This is a genomic window from Celerinatantimonas marina (genome assembly GCF_046054165.1).
Lineage (GTDB): Bacteria > Pseudomonadota > Gammaproteobacteria > Enterobacterales > Celerinatantimonadaceae > Celerinatantimonas.
On the sequence record NZ_JBFNXK010000007.1, the window covers coordinates 71,457 to 90,996 of the forward strand.

Consider the following 19,540-nt stretch of genomic DNA (forward strand, 5'->3'; position numbering starts at 1 on the left):
TCGTTGTGCTTCAAGGGCGTTCGCTCTGATCTCGGGGGAAACTCCTGTCGCTGTTGAACAACACGACAGGAGTTATCTCTATCACTAAATTTTAAAGTTTTTGACCAGCTGTACCAGTTGATTGGATGACGTTGCAATATCCTGGCTCGATGCGGCAACCGATTGCATCGCCTGCTCACATTCGTTAATTGAAGACGAGAGAGAGTCGACGTTAGTGCTAATTTCTTGTGTGGCTAGGCTTTGTTGGTGGGATGCGCTGGCAATGCCATCATTCATATGTTCAATATCATCGAGTGATTTAGCGGCAAGGCTTAATTTATCTGCTGTTTTAGAGGCTTGTAAGCACATCGCTTCTGCCGTTTTGACACTGCTTTGTAATTGAGTTTGTGTTTGTGATGAAGTCGTTTCCAAACGTTGAATAATTTCAGTAATTTGTACGGTTTCTCGTTGGGTATTGGATGCCAGTGAACGCACCTCATCGGCGACTACGGAAAAACCTCGACCAAATTCTCCTGCTCGGGCCGCTTCAATCGCTGCATTGAGCGCTAATAAATTGGTTTGATCGGCAATCGCTTGAATGCTTTTCAAGACGGTAGCAATGGAGCTGACTTGCTCGGTGAGTTCATTCACGGTTTGGGCATTATGAGCAAACTCACGGGCGACTTGGTTTAGCCCTTGCGCCGAGTCAATGACCTCCTGAGTACTGTGTTCTATTTGGTTTTTGGAGGTTTTCGAAGCTGACGTTGCGGCCTGAATATTCTGGGCTACATCATGGGTGCTTTCGGTCATTTGGGTAATGGCAGCGGCTACCTGTAGGGTATGTGAAGCTTGCTCAGCCAAGGCTTCACTGGTTTGCTGCGAGCGGTTTGCAACCTGCTGGGACAGGGAATTTTGCTGTATGGATGTTTGATTGATCTGGGTAATAATATCTTTTAAGTTTTGGCGCATAGCCGCTAATGCAGCCATGACGCTGTTGGGAGATTCTGCGTGAACTTCCACGGTTAAATCACCTTTGGCAATCGCATCTGCGACTTGGCGCATCTGTTGGGGATCGGCTCCCAGTGGTTTGAGTGCATGTCTGGTAAAGAAAAACGCAATGATTAGAATACACAGCATGGCGATGAGCAAAATATATACTCCTATCCACCACAGTTGGTGTGAGGTCGCCAGTGCCTCATCGACATTTTTTTTCACGACAATTATCCAGTTCAATGAAGAAAACTTAAAGGGGGCAAATGAAGCCAATACTTCATGCCCGGTGTAATCCTGGATGACTGCATCGCTTTCGTTTCCTGCTAGGGCTTGATCGACTGCTGCAGATGAGATTTTACTTTGGTCCGGATGGATAAAACTTGTGACCACGTTGTAGCGTTCTGGCATGAGATAAGAATCGGATCGCAGCAGATGGTCTTGCCCAATTAAGAGTGATTCCCCCGTTTGTCCCATACCTTTGCGTTGTGACATGAGTTGATTTAAGCCATCGATTGGAAATTGAGCGATCAGAACGCCTGCGCGTTTGCCTTGAGCATCAAATATCGGTGATGAAAAAAAACCGGCCGGGGTATCATAAGAAGGACGATAGAGTTTAAAATCGGTGATACTGACCTGTCCTTTATCGAGTTGTTGGGCCTTTTTAAACGCGACGGCTAGGTCGGAGTCTTTATACGGGCCATGGGTCAATGAGGTTGCAAAGTCAATTTCTTTGTAAACGCTATACAGGACTTCCCCATTGTTATCGACTAAGAAAATGTCATAAAAGCCATATTGTTTGAGTACATTCAGCATGAAGGGATGAATACTGGCATGGGCTTGATCATATTCGTCATTGTTGCCTGAATGATTTAATTTATCTTTTTCTCCAACAGGATGGGGATTATTAACGATAAAACGATATTGTAATTCAATGTCCCGTTCACTGAGGTTATTCATGATGTGGTTCACAATACCCTCATCAGCACCCGGATTATTTTTTTGTAATCTGAGTAAAAATTCTTGTCGATAAAAACTTGTTAAGGCAGCGGTCTCTTTGGAAAGCAGCTCTGTTGTTGGATTTATTTTCTGATAGGCCTGATCTAACTTGCTTAAAACACCACTGGTAGCGGGGTTGAGTGCCAATGTTGAGACCTCATCGTTGAGCCGTTCTAAATATTTTTGCAGGGCCGTTGTTTTGACTTCCCGAACTGAGTGAAGTTGTGCCAAAGCTTGCTGTTCCATCGAGTTGGAAGCGATAGAAATGATGACGACAATGACCGTTAACATCGGAATAAGGCCAATGACGGATAGCAATAGCAAAATCTGGTGTTTAAACTTCATCTCCGGCTTCCTCTTTGCTTTAATGGTATGACGTGAGGTCGGGTTCGATCATTAGTCGGCTCAAGCGAATCGTTGGATTGATTTTAAGATAACCTAAACCAATGGTGAGGATAGGTATTGCTCTTATTTTAAATTCGCTGTAATCACCCACTCAAATCTATGACCCTTCTTCAAAGCATAGATGTATTATTTGAAGTCATTGTATTTTTTATCGCCGGTTGATTAGGCTGAGAAGGCTTTGACCAGAGGAAGCAATTTTCCTTGAGTATCGACCTGAATGACATCCATGTGGGCTGCTAGCGCTGCATGGATGCCTAATTGAGTATCTTCAAAAACTAAACACTCATTCGCCGGAATATTCATCAGTTGGGCCGCTTTTAAAAAGGTGGCGGGGTGAGGTTTGTGCTGCATCACATCATTTGCCGAAACGATGACATCAAAATAGCGATCCAGTTGATTGGCTTTCAAAATAGCTTCGACATTATGCCGCTGGCTACCGGAGCCTATCGCTAATTTTTGTTGGCCGTAGCACTGTTTGACAATGGCTGCTGTGCTGGGAATCGCCTTACATTGGGCGCGTAGCTGATTAAATGCTTGTGATTTGCTGTGGCTCACGGCATTGGGATCGAGTTGAAGAGATTGTTGCTCATTGATTTTTTGTACAATTTCTTTCGAGGGCATCCCTCCTAAGGCGTGTAACCAGAGGGCGTCATATTTAAAATGATGTAATTGTGAGGCGGTTTCCCAAGCTTTTAGATGTGCAGGCATGGAGTCAATCAGTGTTCCATCCATATCAAAGATAATGGCTTTGTATTGGCTGAGATCGAGCATTAATCCACTCCACACAATCGCTAATTGGAATAAAAACAGGTATGGTTAGCTATCTTAAATCATTTCCCATAAATTTCTATGAAGGAGTTTTTATATGAGCTATCGAGTTGTCGCTTTTGATCTTGATGGGACATTATTGGGATCAAATCGTGAAATTCGAGCTGATTCTGTGCGGGCTATTCAGACACTACGGGATCAGGGGGTGAAGGTGGTATTAGTTACCGGCCGGCATCATGTTGCGGTTCGGGCGTACCATCACCAATTGCAACTCGATACACCGGTTATTTGTTGTAATGGTACTTATCTTTATGATTTTATAAATGATCGGGTGATTCAAGGGGCTCCGATTGCACAAAGTGATGCGCTGCAGATTGTGCAAGCCATGGATTATGATGAAATCAATATGTTGATGTACGTCAGTGATGCAATGACGTATGAACACTTGGATGATCATCTGATTGAGATGCAACAGTGGGCGGAAACCGTCGCTCCTGAGCTGCGCCCAGTCATGCGACAAGTTGATTTTAAACAGGTCATTGAATCGGGTGATACCATCTGGAAATTTGTGGCCAGTGGCGCAGATCCGGCCCAGATCCAACAGGCCGTCGCGCAGTTGCAAACTCAGTTGGATTTAAGCTGTGAATGGTCTTGGTACAACCGAGTTGACTTGTCGGCTCCAGGTAATACCAAAGGGTTCCGATTGGAACAGCTGTTAAAAGATTGGCAGATTGATCCGAAACATGTCATTGCTTTTGGTGATAATGGCAATGATGTCAGCATGATCAAATTGGCTGGGCAAGGTGTTGCGATGGGAAATGCGGTCGATGAATTAAAACAAGCGGCTGATTGGGTCACCGCGGGTAATAACGATAATGGGATTGCAGCGGCACTGGAACATTTTTTCCCCGAATTTTTTGAATGATTGATACGAGGATGGGGTGTGGTATTAAAATAACGATGTGTGGATGAGGTCTATGTGACTTAAATACCGCACATTGAGAATACTTTAGATACCCGCTGCATCGCTTGTTGAAAATTGTGTGTCTTAGCGCCAATCTTCCAAGAGCTGGAATTAAACGTCAGCGTTCCAATGGTATAACGGCGTGTAAAACAGTAAGGTAAGTTAGTTTTTTCTTTGATAAGAATGAATTGGCTTTCGAGTTGAGGACAACTAATCATGAAAGCCCCATGATAACGTTGTTCCTCAATGCTAGCGCTAATAAAGATCATTCGTCCTCGGCTATTATGAGAAATAAGCCAGTCACTAAACAATTGATATTCGTCGTAATTAAAACTACAGGTAGACATACCGAATTGTTTTAGGATCGCTTGTGGTTCAAATAGCATTGACCTGACCTTATTGCTCATCTGCTAGAAAATCCAATTATATAAACAACCCCATTAATTTGCTTGGTATAAATGATCTTTATCAATATGAATCGTGCAATTAAAGATGATTTGCATAAATAGTAATCGAATAATTCATCTGGATTCAAAATTCGTTGTTTAGCGCTTGACTGTTATTCGGTGTATGCCTAAAATGCGCGTCGCCTTAACGGATTAATCCACATTATTGGGGTTATAGCTCAGCTGGGAGAGCGCTTGCATGGCATGCAAGAGGTCGGCGGTTCGATCCCGCCTAGCTCCACCAAATGTGATTCTAGATTAATTGTTTTAAGGGGCTATAGCTCAGCTGGGAGAGCGCTTGCATGGCATGCAAGAGGTCAGCGGTTCGATCCCGCTTAGCTCCACCAATTCCTTTCTTAATTATCCCAAAGTTTTTTCAGAAATTTCGCAATTGAATTTGCAATGATGGGCTGTGCCTGAATGCTAGGATGGATCCCATCTGCTTGCATCATACCGGGTTGTTGATATATTGGTTCTACAAAAAAAGGCAGAAGTGGTATTTTAAACTGAGTTGCTAACTGATGGTAAACTTGAGTAAATGCTTGATTGTAGCGGTGACCATAGTTTTCAGGTAATTTTATTTCGGACAGAATGACTCGACATTGGGCCTGTTGAGAATAATGAATCATCGTTGTGAGTTGTTGTTGCAGATGGGTCGGAGGTAATCCTTGTAGGCCATCGTTCCCCCCTAGCTCAATTAAACACCAATTGGGTTGATAGCGTTTTAATAGCGCAGGCAATCGCCGGGCTCCACCACTGCTAGTTTCACCACTACTACTTGCATTGATCACCGTAACTGTCGGAAATTTGGATTGCAGTAATTCAGGCCAGGATTGGCTAATTTTCATTCGATGTCCAGCACTTAAGCTATCCCCTAATATGAGTAATGTCGTGGCATGGGCAGGAATGAACGTGATAAACCATATGAGTAGGATGTGTTTTATGAGCCGACCAGTACTTCGCATTGAAAACCTCTCTAAACAGATGGGCGATGAACGTTCGTCTATCTTTGAATTATATCAGGATGTAAATTTTTCACTGGATGAAGGTCATTCGCTGGCGCTAATGGGGCCATCCGGAAGTGGCAAATCCACATTGCTTTCTATCATCGCTGGATTAGAGCCTTGCACGCAAGGAGAAATTTGGCTTTTTGATAAGCCTCTCAGTCAGTTAAATGATGAGCAGCGAGCGGCGTTAAGAGCCTCGCATTTAGGGTTCGTTTTTCAGTCTTTTATGTTACTTCCTGGTTTTTCGGCACTGGAAAATTTGCGCATGGCTGGGTTTATTCAGGGGAAAGATTTAACCCTCGAAGCGCTCATGGATGCCTTGCAGCAGGTGGGGTTAGCCGATAAAGCGCAGCGTGATGTGACCCAGCTTTCTGGTGGGGAGCAACAACGAGTGGCGTTAGCCCGGGCGATTGTGACTAAGCCTCGATTACTGATTGCCGATGAACCTACCGGAAATTTAGATATTGCAACGGGTGAAAAAATTGCTGATTTGATGTTTTCACTGAATCAGCGTTATCAGATGAGTCTGCTGCTGGCGACCCATGATCCTCAATTAGCCAGACGTTGTCAGCGATGTTTGATCATCCATGCGGATGGTATCTATGAATAATATAAAAACCTCGGCCATGTTATCGCATCAGTCTTGGCGACTTTGGCATAGTGGCTTTTTAAAGCTGATGAGCTACGCCATTATTTTATGTGTGGTTTGTATTGTGAGTGGTCGCTATCTCAGTGAGAGTTTAAAACATCATTTTGGGGAACAGAGTACGGCCCGGTTTGGAGCTGATCGAAGTTTAAGTATTCATCGAGAGCAAACCCTTCCCGATCGTATCACCGAGCTTGCCTTATCCCAGAGTCGTTCGGTGGTATTTGATACGATGGCTTATCATGGTGATAAGATGCAATTGGTTCGGGTTCGGGCGACTGATCGCAACTTTCCGCTGCGGGGGCAATGGCAACGGACTCCGGAGCTGCCGTTAAAACCGGGTGAAATCTGGCTGGATCAGAGTGCGATGTTGATGTTGGATGTTCATATCGGCGATCGGATCGATTTAGGGAGTGCGACGCTAACAGTCGCCGGTACATCGCTGTCAGAGCCCAGTGGTGCCACGCGATCTTTCTGGTTCTTGCCGACAGTGGTCATCGATGTAGATGATCTAGTTCGCACCAAGGCCATCGGTCCCAGTAGTCGGGTTCAGTATTTAACCGATTTTTCAGGAAATAAAGCTCAGCTTCAGCAGTTAGATCAGCTGGCTCTTTCACTCTCTGCCCAATGGCACTATCACTCGGCCACTGACTTAAATCAGCGCACTCAGCAATTATTTTTAGACGGAAAACAGCTCATTGGATTAGCGGTGAGTTTGATTGTCCTCTTGTGTTTTTATACGTTATTGATCGCGATGCGCGGATATAGTCACCAATTAAAGCCGTTATTGTTGTTGGCTAAAATTTTGGGATGCCCCAGAAGAAAAGCCTGGATGTTGGTCTTTGTGCCTGTTGCATTGGTTTTCGTCATCGCAACCGGTCTAGGTTATGGAGTGAGTGTTCTGGTTTATGGGCTCGCGCAAATGTGGGGACCCGCTTGGCTGTCGGAAGGTTTTTTTGAATGGCAGACTCTCTGGTGGGGGATGACGCCATTATTGATGGGCTTGCTATTGACGGTGACAGCATTTGTCCCGATGCTTCATCAGCGTTATCGGCAGTTGCTTTCACAAGCCACTCCGATCTATCCCTTATTGGGATGCTGGATTATTTGTTCCTTAGCCGAGTTGATCTTATTGTTAGATAACTGGCGGTGGGTGACGTTGCTGCTCTCGATTGTGATGGTGGCGATTGTGATCGTGTCGTTATTGCGGCGCTGGGGAAGTGGCTTGATTTTAAAACGAATTAAAAAAGTTTCGAGTCAGTTCGCTCAAATGCAGCTCAGTCGAGTTAACTTCGCTGCCGATAGTTTGATTTTGGGACTGTCATTGGCATTAGGATTGACGGCCGGTATGTGGAGTATTCAGCATCAACTGTTGCAGCGTTGGTTAGCCGATCTCCCTGCCAATACTCCGAATTATTTTTTACTGAATTTAGAGCCCTCTTCGATATCTGAATTGACCGCTCAAGCCCGTCAAAGAGGGATCCAGCTTTCGTTGCCATATTCTGTGGTTCGGGGACGGATGACCGCGATTAACGGACGTCCGCTCTGTCAACAGCAATGTGCGGAGGATGAGCCGCAGGCTCCGGGACGGGAATTAAATTTGACACAGAGTTCTGTGCTTCCAGCCGGAAATCAAATTATTCAAGGACAGTGGTGGCATTCGTCAGCTGAGAAGCCGGGTGTTTCTTTTGAGGCAGAATTTGCAAAACGGATGCATGTTCAAGTAGGGGATCAAATTACATTTTTGATTTACGGGTACTCATTTCAGTTGCCGGTTCTCAGTATTCGTTCGGTGAACTGGCAGACTTTTCAGCCGAATTTTTACATTGTCTTTTCTCCTCGGGCACTGGAAGATTATCCAGGAATGGTTCTGTTGAGTGCTTATCTTCCTGAATCACAACGCTCTTTTTTACAGCAGGTCAGACAGTTATCACCAGGGATGAATGCGGTTGATATTAGCCAGATTTTGTCCATGACTCGTAATTTGTTAGGGCAGCTTTCACTGATCCTCAAGGTCATCGCACTATTGCTAGTGGTCGCTGCGGCATTATTGATGAATGCACAACTCGCAATTGGATTATTTGAGCGGCGACAGCAAGTCTCCGTATTACGGTTGTTGGGGGCTACGCATCAGGTTTTAAAAAAAGCCCTGTTTTTGGAATTCGGTATATTAGGCCTGATAAGCTCAATATTGGCGATTGTCATTTCGGAGGTGATGCTAAGTTGGTTAGGCCAGTGGTTGTCTTTAGACTGGGCACCGGAGATCGGGTTATGGCCTGTGATTGTTGCCGTGGGGTTAGCGATTATCTACATTTGCGTACGGCATTTTATCGCTCAGGTCCTCAAATCCGTTGATGCAGCGAGATAAGATTAGCGGTGATGACTCAGTAGCTCGTGGATAGCATCATCAAGCTGTTCGAACATAAAATGAAAGCCAGCTGCGCAAAGTTTTTCAGGAACAGCTCGTTGACTGCTAAGCAGCAGCTGACTGAGCTCACCTAATGTAAGTGTTAATAGTGGAGTGGGTACTTTTAGCCAGCAGGGACGGTGCAGATGTGTGGCCAAAATCTGGCTGAAGCGGCGATTTGAAACAGGGTTGGGGGCGGTGAGGTTGTAGACTCCCTGACATTGACGGGTATTTAGTAAATATTCGATGGCATGTACCATATCATGCATATGGATCCAGGGTTGATAGTGGGAGCCATTCCCGAGAGGTCCTCCCAGACCGGCTTTAAAGAGTGGCAGTATTGATCTAAATAGGCCTCCGGTATGACCCAGCACGAGTCCAGTTCGTAGAATACAAACCCGGCAGTTATCAGTGGCCGCTAAGGCGAGTTGCTCCCATTGCTGGCAAACATGATGAGCAAAATCATTCCGAAAATCTTTAAATTGTTCGGTAAGAATGGTATCCCCTTGATCGCCGTAGATCCCAACAGCACTGCCACTGATAAAAACTGAAGGGGGAGACTGACTCAGTGCTATTTTGGTGGCTAACTGTTCAGTGATATTCCAACGGCTGTGACAAATTCGCTGTTTTTTGCGCTGACTCCAACGCCCATTGGCGATCGGCTCTCCTGCGAGATTAATGATGGCATCAAATGCATTAAGATGAGCTAGAAAGTTAAGATCAGTGATGACATGTATTTCATGGCCAAGCTGTTGATAGGCCCGGAGTTCATGACGGGTTAAGACGGTGATCTGATGGTGATGCGCCAGTAAATGGGGAATTAAATGCCGACCAATAAAACCTGTGCCACCGGTAATAAGAATATGCATGACGACAATTTCATGGAATCAGTTAGCCTAACCATAGCAAACATTGTTATGGTTACGAAATGGTATGTTTAAATTTATGTGAGCACGATGATGCAAAAAACAGCACTCATTACGGGAATTGGTCATCGGTTAGGGTTTTATCTGGCGCAGAAATTACTGGAACAAGGTTATCATGTGCTCGGGCATTATCATCAGCAACGGGATTCCATCGATGAGTTAAGGTCGATGGGCGTTGAGCTATGGCAAGCTGACTTTTGTCAATGGGATTCTTTACAGGCCTTTGCTAAAGGGCTCGAAGCGGTGCCTCGTTTAGATGTGTTGATCCATAATGCATCTGCTTTTTATCCGGCCGCAGATTCTCCGACGCAGCAGGCATTGGATATGGCTCGTTTTGCCGCTGTGCATATGCAGGCTCCATTATTATTGATGGAAACCCTTAAAAAGGCGTTGTTTCAAGGCGAAGACAGCTGTGTGATCGCAATGACGGATATTTATGTTCATCATCCTAATGCTGAATTTCATGCTTATTGTGCGTCTAAAGCCGGGCTTGATAATTTAATGCAGTCTTATGTGCGATTATTGGCACCCAAAGTACGAGTGAACTGCATTGAACCTGGGCCGATTTTATTTTTAGATGAACATGATGAGGCTCATCGACAACATGTTTTGCAGCGAACACCTTTGGCAAGAGAAGGGGGCTTTGAACCTATCTGGCAAACGATTCGGATGATCTTGGAAAATAGCTATTTAACCGGGGCTCGGATCGCTGTGGATGGTGGTCGCTCGGTTTCCCAATTGTAGCGAACCTATCTGACAGATGAATTTGGATTGATGGACATCCAAAGGATGCTGTTTGAAGAGCTCATCATGTAGGGGTTTTAGATACTCAGGAATAGGAGCGTAGTGGCTTAGTTGCGATAATGCCGAATGGCTCATCAAAATATCTAGATCCAATACCCGATCTTTCTGGCTACTTTGAGGATCCCGTTTATTTCTTCCGTGATACATTTCCAGTTGATTAAATAGACGTTTGATCATCTCAATGGAGCGTTCCGCTTTAAAATAAAATAGCCCATTGACAAAATCGTGACTGGAAATCATTTGCGATGGGGCCGTATAGATCAGTGATGAGAAGGTGATTGGAGAAAAATAAGCACTTAATTGCGCAATAATTGCGGGGACATGTTGCTCAGGGCTGATATTACTGCCCAGACTACATAAATAGAACATTCAGTTTCCTTCTGAAAACGCTGATTTTTTACTATTTTTTGAGTATCTTAATCATCTATTGATTAGTTTGGATCTGTTTATGTCTCAGGAACTCCCTAAAAAAGCGAACAGTCGCTCCGCATCAAATTTCTTGTTAGGTAGTGCTGCATTAGTGATTTTACTGGCTGGATTAAAAGCAGCAACTCCTATTTTGTTACCTTTTTTATTGGCATTATTTATTGCCATTATTGCCAATCCTTTTGTGGTCTACCTGACTCGATGGCGTATTCCGAGAATTGTGGCAGTGTTACTGATCCTGCTTCTCATCGTGGTTGCTATTTTATTGATTGCCGGTGTTGTGGGGAGTTCTATTAGTAGTTTTAAGGCATCGATCCCGCAGTATCGAACTCAACTATTAGCTAATTTAGGTATTTTGACGCAACTCGCCGCCTATTTAGATATTCAGATATCCCGAGAGATGATTAGTAGCTATTTTGATCCCGGTGTGGTCTTTGGGGTATTTGCTAATACATTGAGTGGACTCAGTAGCATGGCGACGGATCTGTTTATTATTTTATTGACGACGGTATTCATGCTGTTAGAAGCCGATAGTTTGCCGCGAAAGTTATATACCATTTTACAAAATCCACGCATAGGATTGTCTCAAATAAATCGTTTCACACAGTCTGTGAACCACTATATGGGGGTTAAAACACTGGTAAGTTTGATGACCGCAGTGCCCATTACTCTGGTATTGCTGTGGATGAAAGTTGACTATGCCGTGCTGTGGGGGTTATTAGCCTTTTTATTGAATTTTATTCCGAATGTCGGTTCGCTTTTGGCGGCTATTCCGTCGGTGTTGCTGGCTTTAGTGCAACTTGGGGTCAGTTCCGCTTTGGGGGTCGCTGGCACTTACGTGGTTGTGAATTTGGTGGTCGGAAATGTAATCGAGCCTCGATTGATGGGGCGTGGATTAGGGCTTTCATCGTTGGTTGTGATCCTTTCATTGGTCTTTTGGGGATGGCTGTTTGGCAGTGTGGGCATGTTACTTTCTGTTCCTTTGACCATGATTGTTAAAATTGGATTAGAAAGTCATCCAGAAGGGCATTGGTTTGCCAAATTACTCAGTCACCCCGATGAAATCCAACCTCATGATCATTAATCGTTGGTCAGAACTAGTAATGGAGCCCCTTGAGTAATCTGAGTCCGCAGTGTCCGATCCAGTCGCTGGTAGTCATCGCTATTGGTGATTAATACCGGGGTTGTCAAATCAATTTGGGAGCGTTCAAGTAACGCTTTATCAAAGTGGAGTAGCGGCTGACCGACTGTCACTGTATCTCCTTTTTGGACATAGGCCGTGAACCCTTCACCTTGTTGCTGAATAGTCCGAAGACCAACATGGATAAGCATTTTAATCCCATCATGACTTTCCAAACTAATCGCATGTTGGCCATGAAATACCGTCTGCACGATACCGTTTACTGGAGAGTAAATAGTATCGTCATCTGGAATGACACCAATACCTGAGCCCATAATTGAACTGGAAAACATGCCATCATTGATCTCACTTTGCGCAATCAGTTGACCGCTGAGAGGGCTGGGCAAGAGTTGAGAATGTGCCTTCTCGGTACTGAGAGGGGACGGTGTGTTTGGTGAGCTGATTGTCTCTGGGGTCTTGGTCTCTTGTTTTGAATCTGGCGTTACGGAAGTTACCCAGTATCCGCCGAGTAGAGCGCCTATCAGACTCACGAGTAGACCGAGGATAAACCAGATATTCAGGTGAGATAAAAAGGGGAGGCTATGACTCAGTGGTATATGGAATAATGGAATTGTTGATGATGAACCTATTGCGATAAAGACCGTCCCGATAATGCTCGCTGCCCAGCCGATGAGAAAGGGCTTAATGCGGGGGAGTGTGACTGCAAATAGGGCTATTTCGGGTATACCGAATAGCGCTAAAACTCCGGCAATCGTTGCAATTGATTTTTGTTTGACGTCTTTTTCTTTGCAGGCTACCCCCCAAGCAGCACCGGCTTGTCCAACTAACGTTGGAATAACCCAAGACGATAACCAGGATGTATCGGGTAGTTGTGATAGAACATTTCTGGGGAGAAAAGGCCAAATACACCCCCAGAAGAACCCCGCAACTATCGGAAAATGTTGATTAAGCTGTTGCGTGATGAAGACATTGAGTTTGGCAATGATCACAATTGCCGGACTTAGGACCAGAAAAACCAGCGGTGTAAAAATGATGAGGCATAACAGGGGCAGAATAAAATAACGGGTGCCGGATGATATTTTGGGATAGAGATAATGATGTAAACAGGATATGCCCCAACTGATTATCATAATTGGAATGACACTACAGGCGTAGTTGAATAAAGGAATAGGCCAACCAAGAAACGAGAGAGTGTTCACCTGAGTTATTGCCGGGAAAAATGGAGGGGTATCGATATTGGGATGAAACAGCGCTGCCGCAATCGCCATGACCATAAAAGGCGATATATCGAATTGTTTGGCCGCATAGAAAGCAATAAATATGGGCAGAAAATGAAATGTTGCATAGGTAATCGAATGCAGTAACTGATATGTCCCGGTGTCTAATAGGCCTGTCTGCGCCCCTATATTTACGATGACATGAAGTACACCGGTTGATAATAATAGCCATACGAGAGGTTGGAAAATCCGGGTGACGAGAGTAATAAAATGTTGGCACCAACCTGAAATGGATTTATCCAATAGGATCGGGAGCAATATATGCTCACCTAATAATTGCTGAATCGCTTGATAAGTATCTTCCACATCAGGACCGATAACCACTTGATATTGGCCCATGCTTTCTAGTGCCATAATGACCCGAGGGTGATTCCTGATTCGGGCGGTTTGAGCTTGATCGATATTTTTAAGCTTAAAACGTAAGCGTGTAGCACAATGTTCAATCGATTTTATATTTCTATGGCCGCCGACTAACTGAATGAGCTCTTCGGCAAACCGTGGATCAGGAGTCATGATTTTCTGTTCTCATGCGCTATTTTAAGAGATATTTCCCCGGGGCTGATGATCTTCGGTGATTATTTTAACGGTCATTTGCGACTCATTTAGTCAAAGCTAATACGGTGCTTGTTCGATACGCCGAATCAACAGACCTTAGTGCCGACCAATGTAGAGGGAATGAAATGATTAAGCAAGTTTAGCTTTTGTGAATCGCTATTCAATTTTCGCATGATAGCCAGATCAACGATCTTGGTCACAAATTCAGATGGGGAAGGTTGAGCATTATGGACAAATTGGTAGTATTTTATAGAAATGTGATTGTTACCTTTAGTGGGCAAAACCTGGACGCAAAACCTCATGGTCGTGTGGACAGGTTTTTTTATATGTAACATAATGATGAAAATATCAAAAGTACTCAATAACAACGTCGTTGTCGTGACTGCTGCTAATGGCGCGGAACAGATAGTAATGGGGCGAGGACTCGGCTTTCAGAAAAAGAAAGGCGATACACTGGATGCTTCGTTGATTGAAAAAACATTTTCATCTTCTAATCATCAGGTGAGTGAGCGATTAACTGAGTTGTTGCAAGATATTCCTATAGAAATTATTGCTACCACGGAACGGATTATTGCAGTAGCCCACGAAAAGCTGAAAGGAAAGTTGCATGATAGTATTTATATTTCGCTGACCGATCACTGTAATTTTGCCATCGAGCGCTTTCACAAAGGCGCATTGATCCATAACGTTTTGTTATGGGAAATTAAACAGCTTTATCCCGAAGAGTTTGCCGTTGGGTTACAAGCATTAGAGATTATTGATAAATATTTACATGTTCGATTGCCTGAAGATGAGGCGGGGTTTATTGCATTACATTTTGTCAATGCGCAGCTCAATAGTGATATGAAAGGTGTTTATCAAATCACGAAAGTAATCCAAGAGATTATTAATATCATTAAATATCAATTGAATATAGATTTTGATGATAATTCAATTAATTATCATCGTTTGATTACGCATTTGAAATTTTTTACACAACGAATGATGGCCGGAGAACAGTCTGAAATTCTGGATGAACCTTTGGATGATGCAATTCAGGCTCATTATCCTATTCCTTATCAGTGTGCGCAAAAAATAGCGGCTTATATTCATCAGCGTTATGATTATCAGGTGAATAGAGACGAGCTGATGTTTTTGACCATCCATATTGGACGAATTTGTGCTGATCAGGCTAAATAATCGCAACGTGTATAAAGATCGTCCCATCTTTTAAATTGATTGCTCTACTGCATCAGAGACGATGCAGTAGGATTTTTCTAATGAGTCCAGATGTTGTGGCTTTGTGAAAAATGAGATCCTGTTTTTTTCCGATACGCAACTTCGTCTCAGTCATCTTTAACTTATGATGAAATATCGGGGATATGAGAGGTTGATACTCCCTGATCCAATCCAAATCTTATACCTGTGAAGACCGTTTTAAGTACAGATCGCTATAAATACATGACTGAAGTGGTTGCATTTATTTTTGATTTGTGAGTGTGAATAAAAAATGGTTTTTTTTAATGTTATCCACAAAATCTGTGGATTAAATTGTGTATTAAATTGTGCAAAATATTCAATACTATGATTTATATATAATTTTAGAATTGAATAAATATTGGGTAGATTTTGAGGTGTAGATAAAATATACAGATTATACGGAATCATCATGATCATGTTTAAAGATGATAGTCATTTCATGTGCTTGCTAAACACTTCTGTTTTTAACCCCGTATGAGTTAGATGAAAGTTATATTTTATAGATTAAATAGCTATTGAGATGGGCGGGTTGGGCCATCCTTGTGGGACTCCGGCGCCCTCTAATTTTTTGAAAGTAGCGCCGGTCTTTGGGCATTACCCTTGTTATTGGGGGGAATATTGATGGATCTCTCCTAATCCCGCTGTAAAAAATTCTTTAGTATCTGTGATGGGGTCTATCTGGTGGATCGTAACCTTATGATATGCGTCCAGTAATGGATTTCGAACTTCAGGAGCAGCACCCAAAAAAGTATGGCCCCCCGTATTTAAAATGGTTTTGGGATTGATGTAATCAGAAGGCCCTGATTCATTGGTTCTGAATGCCAATTGACTATGACTAAAGTAGTTTATACGACCTTTTTTGACGCATGTTTGAGCTGAAAGAGAATATACACCGCTAATCACTTCTTTAATCTGGCCATTTTCATGGATAACGGGTTTGCCTGTTGCATCGTAATGATCAAGGATGCTATCGCAACCATCCGCATTAAAAATGACCCCTCCCATACCGGCTGCAATACTGTAGTCGAGTAGCTGCATTCCGCCTGAAGCTATAAGTTGGACATCTAGATCAGGGTTATGGGGCATATTCACGGTTCGACGTAGCCTTTGAAGGCGGTGGTCCAGACATATCTCCAAGCCAAGTTCTATGGGGGATGCTGCATAACTCAAACTTACACGAGCTCCAGGGGAGCTAAGTTTACTTTTCCCATCACCTTGATTGTCACCATTCAGGATACTGACCGGCGGATAATTGGCAAGCCATTCGGTGATCTGTCCATCTGGAATAATGTCGTTATCTTCGACTTTCCCTAAGGTGAGATCGACGGTTGATTCCCCTTGTTTTTCAAAAGAATAGGAACTGACTTTTTGGGAATCATATTCATAATAAAAGAGTAGTGAACGGTTTCTCACAGTACACAGGGGGTCTTGTCGATATTTGTTAACGATGGCATTAAAATTCGCTTCTTTCTCTGTTGAGACATGGGTGGTGTTGAGCGATTTTAATCGAGTTAAGCCCACATGGGTGAGTGTGTCCGCCGTTGGACTATTTATGTTGTGGTAGGCTTTATTTAATTTTTTTAGTCTTTCTTTTACATCGCTACGTTTAAGAAATTTAGCAATATTTTTGACATGTGTTGTTAAAATTCCTCCGGAAGTGATGATCCAACTATGATGAGACTTTTTAAGTTTGTCCTCTAAGTGGTTTTTTAATTGGTCTTTTATATAAGCCAATGCAGATTTATGATTAATTTCAATTCCCGGGTAAGGGCCATGCTTACTGTGAAAATAAAACTCAGGGACGATAAAGAAGCATAATTCATGATCTTCAATCTGAGTAGATGCTTCATATGCGATCTCAAAAGCGGCTAAAAATGCCGTGATACGTGCATCTAAATCTTTTTGCAAATCGGCCGTATTTTTGATCGCAATCCCAGGCCACTCGGCTGCTACCCAATTGCCGATACTCTGAGGTTTTTTATAGGCGGTGTAGATTGACCAGGCAAAATAATGAAATTTATTAACTTGAGTCATTGTAACCTCTCAGAAATGAGTTGGTTAAACGTTTTGAGCGTCAGCAATGCTTGTGCATATAGTGACTTAACTATCAAGCACCTGAATTATTCATCTCGAAAATGTGGGGATGACATGAACTTTATAAAGTAGGATGACTTGAATCTATTAATGATAGATCGCTTTACTGTTAATAGATATGGAACTATCGCTGATAGTGTTGCTGCTCTGCTTTTGGCGTAAAGGAATAATGATTGGTATCGGTGAGATAAATATATGAAATGAACTTCGGACTCATTTAACTCAGCAAATGATCGATGGATTCAGAAATAAAAGTCGGATGAGGCTTTTTTAATAAAACGGGCATCACTAAGGATGCCCGTTTTACAATAACCAATCAAATAATGGATGGTTATAATTATTGCTGGCTCGCCTGAATGGCTGTTAAAGCGATTGTATACACAATATCTTCAACTAATGCGCCACGAGACAAATCGTTTACAGGTTTAGCCATACCCTGCAGCATTGGACCAATACTGATAAGGTCAGCACTACGCTGTACAGCTTTATAAGTGGTGTTACCTGTGTTGAGGTCAGGGAATACAAATACAGTCGCTTTACCGGCAACAGGGCTGTTAGGCGCTTTGCTTTTAGCAACGTTTTCCATAACCGCAGCATCATATTGCAATGGGCCATCGATAGATAGGTCTGGACGACGTTCCTGTGCTATTTGAGTGGCTTCACGGACTTTATCAACATCACTTCCTTGACCTGAGTTACCGGTAGAATAACTGATCATAGCCACGCGAGGTTCAATACCGAAAGCAATAGCTGAATCAGCCGATTGAATCGCAATATCAGCAAGCTGTTCGGCGGTTGGATCTGGGTTAATAGCACAGTCACCGTAGATCAGAACCTGATCAGGCATCAGCATAAAGAATACGGATGAAACAAGGTTGGCTCCCGGTGCTGTTTTAATTAACTGTAGTGGAGGACGAATGGTATTGGCTGTGGTGTGAACAGCGCCGGATACCAGACCATCTACTTCGTTCTGAGACAACATCATGGTTCCCAGTACGACGTTGTCTTTGAGCTGTTCCCGAGCCACAACTTCAGTCAGACCTTTTTTCTTACGTAATTCACACATCGGACCAACATAACGTTCACGGACTTTTTCTGGGTCCATGATGGTGACGCCATCACCTAAGGTCACACCTTCCTGAGCGGCAATACGAGAGATTTCATCGGCATTTCCTAACAGGATTGAGCGGGCGATGCCTCGTTCTGCTGCGATAGCGGCCGCACGAATGGTCCGCGGTTCATCGCCTTCAGGTAAAACAATTGTTTTTCCAGCTTTGCGAGCCATTTCTGTGAGTTGATAACGGAATGCTGGAGGAGACAAGCGACGTGGTCGGCTTGATTCTGATGCAAGTGATTCAATCCAGTGTTTATCAACATGGCCTGCAATGTAGTCTTGAACCAGTTCAATCCGTTCAGCATCATCAACAGGAATTTCCATATTGAAGCTTTGCAAGGCTAAAGCGGTCTGCCAAGTGTTTGAGTTGATTAGCATCACTGGCAATCCGGTTGTTTCCAGCGCTTGTTCACAAAGAGCCAGAACTTCTTTTTCTGGACGATAACCACCAGTGAGTAATAATGCGCCGACTTTCACGCCGTTCATTGCTGCCAAACAGGCGGATACGATGACATCACTCCGATCACCGGAAGTTACCAACAAACTACCTGGATTAAAGTGTTCCAACATATTAGGAATACTACGAGCACAGAAAGTCACCCGGCCTAGACGACGAGTCTGAAGTTCACCTTCATTGATGATTTCTGCACCTAAATGTTCGGCTAAATCTTTGGCTCGAGGTGCTATTAATGAAGCATTCCAAGGGATGCAGCCTAAAATCCGCATTGGACTTTTACTGAACATCTGCAGAACTTCTAGGTTGGTTGCATTTCCGATTGCTTTTTTATCAAACATCTCGGTTAAATCTGGGCGCATTGGATGGCGTTCATTGATAGGCGCACCGACTTTATTGATAATACAACCAATAATGCGTTTGTTGTTAATACCACCGAAGTTATTTGCGGCGATATCCATCCGTTCTTTTAACTGCTGTGAACTGTCATTGCCTGGTGATGCAACAAATACAACATCGGCATCAAGCGCTTTAGCAATTCCATTATTGACAGTCGCTGCATAGGAATTATTTAAAGTAGGAACCAAACCTTCTACGATAACCACTTCAGCGTCCTGAGTGCCATCGTTGAAACGAGCAACGATATTTTCAAGTAAGTCATCAACTTGATTAGCACTGATCATATTTTCTGCAACATCGGCAGCAAATGGTTCTGGTGGGTTGATATTAGTTGCATTACGAATAATTACTGTAGAACGTTCTGGACCGGCTGAACCATAACTATGCTGAGCAATTGGTTTAAAGAAACTGACATTCACGCCATTGCGTTCCATCGCGCGAACCATACCCAGACTGATGGAAGTGACACCTACACCGTCACCTACCGGAACTAACATAAT

15 protein-coding genes and 2 tRNA genes are annotated in these 19,540 nt (G+C 43.5%); 8 read left to right on the forward strand and 9 right to left on the reverse strand.

Annotated features, from left to right (window positions below):
* Positions 1-84 precede the first annotated feature (84 nt).
* Positions 85-2,313 carry a methyl-accepting chemotaxis protein gene (locus ABUE20_RS09445; protein WP_408619658.1) on the reverse strand — a complete coding sequence of 743 codons (2,229 nt, stop codon included), beginning with the start codon at positions 2,311-2,313 and terminating at the stop codon, positions 85-87.
* A 222-nt stretch (positions 2,314-2,535) separates the two neighbouring features.
* Entirely contained in the window at positions 2,536-3,144 is a 609-nt protein-coding gene (locus tag ABUE20_RS09450) for an HAD family hydrolase (protein ID WP_408619659.1), read from the reverse strand.
* Positions 3,145-3,238: 94 nt separating this feature from the next.
* On the opposite strand from ABUE20_RS09450, the gene ABUE20_RS09455 reads away from it, so the two are divergent.
* Positions 3,239-4,066, forward strand: coding sequence for a pyridoxal phosphatase (locus ABUE20_RS09455; protein WP_408619660.1), 828 nt, complete (start codon positions 3,239-3,241; stop codon positions 4,064-4,066).
* 59 nt (positions 4,067-4,125) lie between these two features.
* Here the strand turns inward: ABUE20_RS09455 and ABUE20_RS09460 are convergent, their stop codons facing one another.
* Complete coding sequence (locus tag ABUE20_RS09460) at positions 4,126-4,491, reverse strand: hypothetical protein (protein ID WP_408619661.1); 366 nt, start codon at positions 4,489-4,491, stop codon at positions 4,126-4,128.
* Positions 4,492-4,719: 228 nt separating this feature from the next.
* Between ABUE20_RS09460 and ABUE20_RS09465 the strand changes: the two genes are divergently transcribed.
* Together ABUE20_RS09465 and ABUE20_RS09470 are read left to right on the forward strand one after the other, a co-directional pair.
* A tRNA-Ala gene (locus ABUE20_RS09465) sits at positions 4,720-4,795 on the forward strand.
* A 27-nt stretch (positions 4,796-4,822) separates the two neighbouring features.
* Positions 4,823-4,898: transfer RNA gene (locus ABUE20_RS09470), tRNA-Ala, on the forward strand.
* 9 nt (positions 4,899-4,907) lie between these two features.
* On the opposite strand, the gene ABUE20_RS09475 is transcribed toward ABUE20_RS09470, so the two are convergent.
* Positions 4,908-5,516, reverse strand: a complete 609-nt coding sequence (locus tag ABUE20_RS09475; RefSeq protein WP_408619662.1) for an arylesterase — start codon at positions 5,514-5,516, stop codon at positions 4,908-4,910.
* Between ABUE20_RS09475 and ABUE20_RS09480 the strand changes: the two genes are divergently transcribed.
* Positions 5,494-6,168: an ABC transporter ATP-binding protein gene (locus tag ABUE20_RS09480; RefSeq protein WP_408619663.1), complete on the forward strand. Its 675-nt coding sequence runs from the start codon at positions 5,494-5,496 to the stop codon at positions 6,166-6,168. The genes ABUE20_RS09475 and ABUE20_RS09480 overlap by 23 nt on opposite strands.
* Positions 6,161-8,572, forward strand: coding sequence for an ABC transporter permease (locus ABUE20_RS09485; RefSeq protein WP_408619664.1), 2,412 nt, complete (start codon positions 6,161-6,163; stop codon positions 8,570-8,572). The genes ABUE20_RS09480 and ABUE20_RS09485 overlap by 8 nt, the downstream gene beginning before the upstream one ends.
* Positions 8,573-8,574: 2 nt before the next feature.
* On the opposite strand, the gene ABUE20_RS09490 is transcribed toward ABUE20_RS09485, so the two are convergent.
* Positions 8,575-9,480, reverse strand: coding sequence for a TIGR01777 family oxidoreductase (locus ABUE20_RS09490; RefSeq protein WP_408619665.1), 906 nt, complete (start codon positions 9,478-9,480; stop codon positions 8,575-8,577).
* Positions 9,481-9,567: 87 nt separating this feature from the next.
* On the opposite strand from ABUE20_RS09490, the gene ABUE20_RS09495 reads away from it, so the two are divergent.
* Positions 9,568-10,281 carry an SDR family oxidoreductase gene (locus ABUE20_RS09495; RefSeq protein ID WP_408619666.1) on the forward strand — a complete coding sequence of 238 codons (714 nt, stop codon included), beginning with the start codon at positions 9,568-9,570 and terminating at the stop codon, positions 10,279-10,281.
* Here ABUE20_RS09495 and ABUE20_RS09500 read toward each other — a convergent pair.
* The gene (locus ABUE20_RS09500; protein ID WP_408619667.1) at positions 10,228-10,710 is read right to left on the reverse strand and encodes a 2-amino-4-hydroxy-6-hydroxymethyldihydropteridine diphosphokinase; all 483 of its coding nucleotides are present in this window, start codon (positions 10,708-10,710) and stop codon (positions 10,228-10,230) included. The genes ABUE20_RS09495 and ABUE20_RS09500 overlap by 54 nt on opposite strands.
* 79 nt (positions 10,711-10,789) lie before the next feature.
* On the opposite strand from ABUE20_RS09500, the gene ABUE20_RS09505 reads away from it, so the two are divergent.
* Positions 10,790-11,851 carry an AI-2E family transporter gene (locus tag ABUE20_RS09505; RefSeq protein ID WP_408619668.1) on the forward strand — a complete coding sequence of 354 codons (1,062 nt, stop codon included), beginning with the start codon at positions 10,790-10,792 and terminating at the stop codon, positions 11,849-11,851.
* On the opposite strand, the gene ABUE20_RS09510 is transcribed toward ABUE20_RS09505, so the two are convergent.
* Positions 11,848-13,698, reverse strand: a complete 1,851-nt coding sequence (locus ABUE20_RS09510) for a glucose PTS transporter subunit IIA (protein WP_408619669.1) — start codon at positions 13,696-13,698, stop codon at positions 11,848-11,850. The genes ABUE20_RS09505 and ABUE20_RS09510 overlap by 4 nt on opposite strands.
* A 381-nt stretch (positions 13,699-14,079) precedes the next feature.
* Between ABUE20_RS09510 and licT the strand changes: the two genes are divergently transcribed.
* Positions 14,080-14,919, forward strand: coding sequence for a BglG family transcription antiterminator LicT (licT, locus tag ABUE20_RS09515; RefSeq protein WP_408619813.1), 840 nt, complete (start codon positions 14,080-14,082; stop codon positions 14,917-14,919).
* 663 nt (positions 14,920-15,582) lie between these two features.
* On the opposite strand, the gene ABUE20_RS09520 is transcribed toward licT, so the two are convergent.
* Together ABUE20_RS09520 and pta are read right to left on the reverse strand one after the other, a co-directional pair.
* On the reverse strand, positions 15,583-16,887 hold the full coding sequence (locus tag ABUE20_RS09520; protein WP_408619670.1) for a hypothetical protein: 1,305 nt from the start codon (positions 16,885-16,887) through the stop codon (positions 15,583-15,585).
* Between the two features lie 523 nt (positions 16,888-17,410).
* Entirely contained in the window at positions 17,411-19,537 is a 2,127-nt protein-coding gene (gene pta / locus ABUE20_RS09525) for a phosphate acetyltransferase (RefSeq protein WP_408619814.1), read from the reverse strand.
* Between the last annotated feature and the right edge of the window lie 3 nt (positions 19,538-19,540).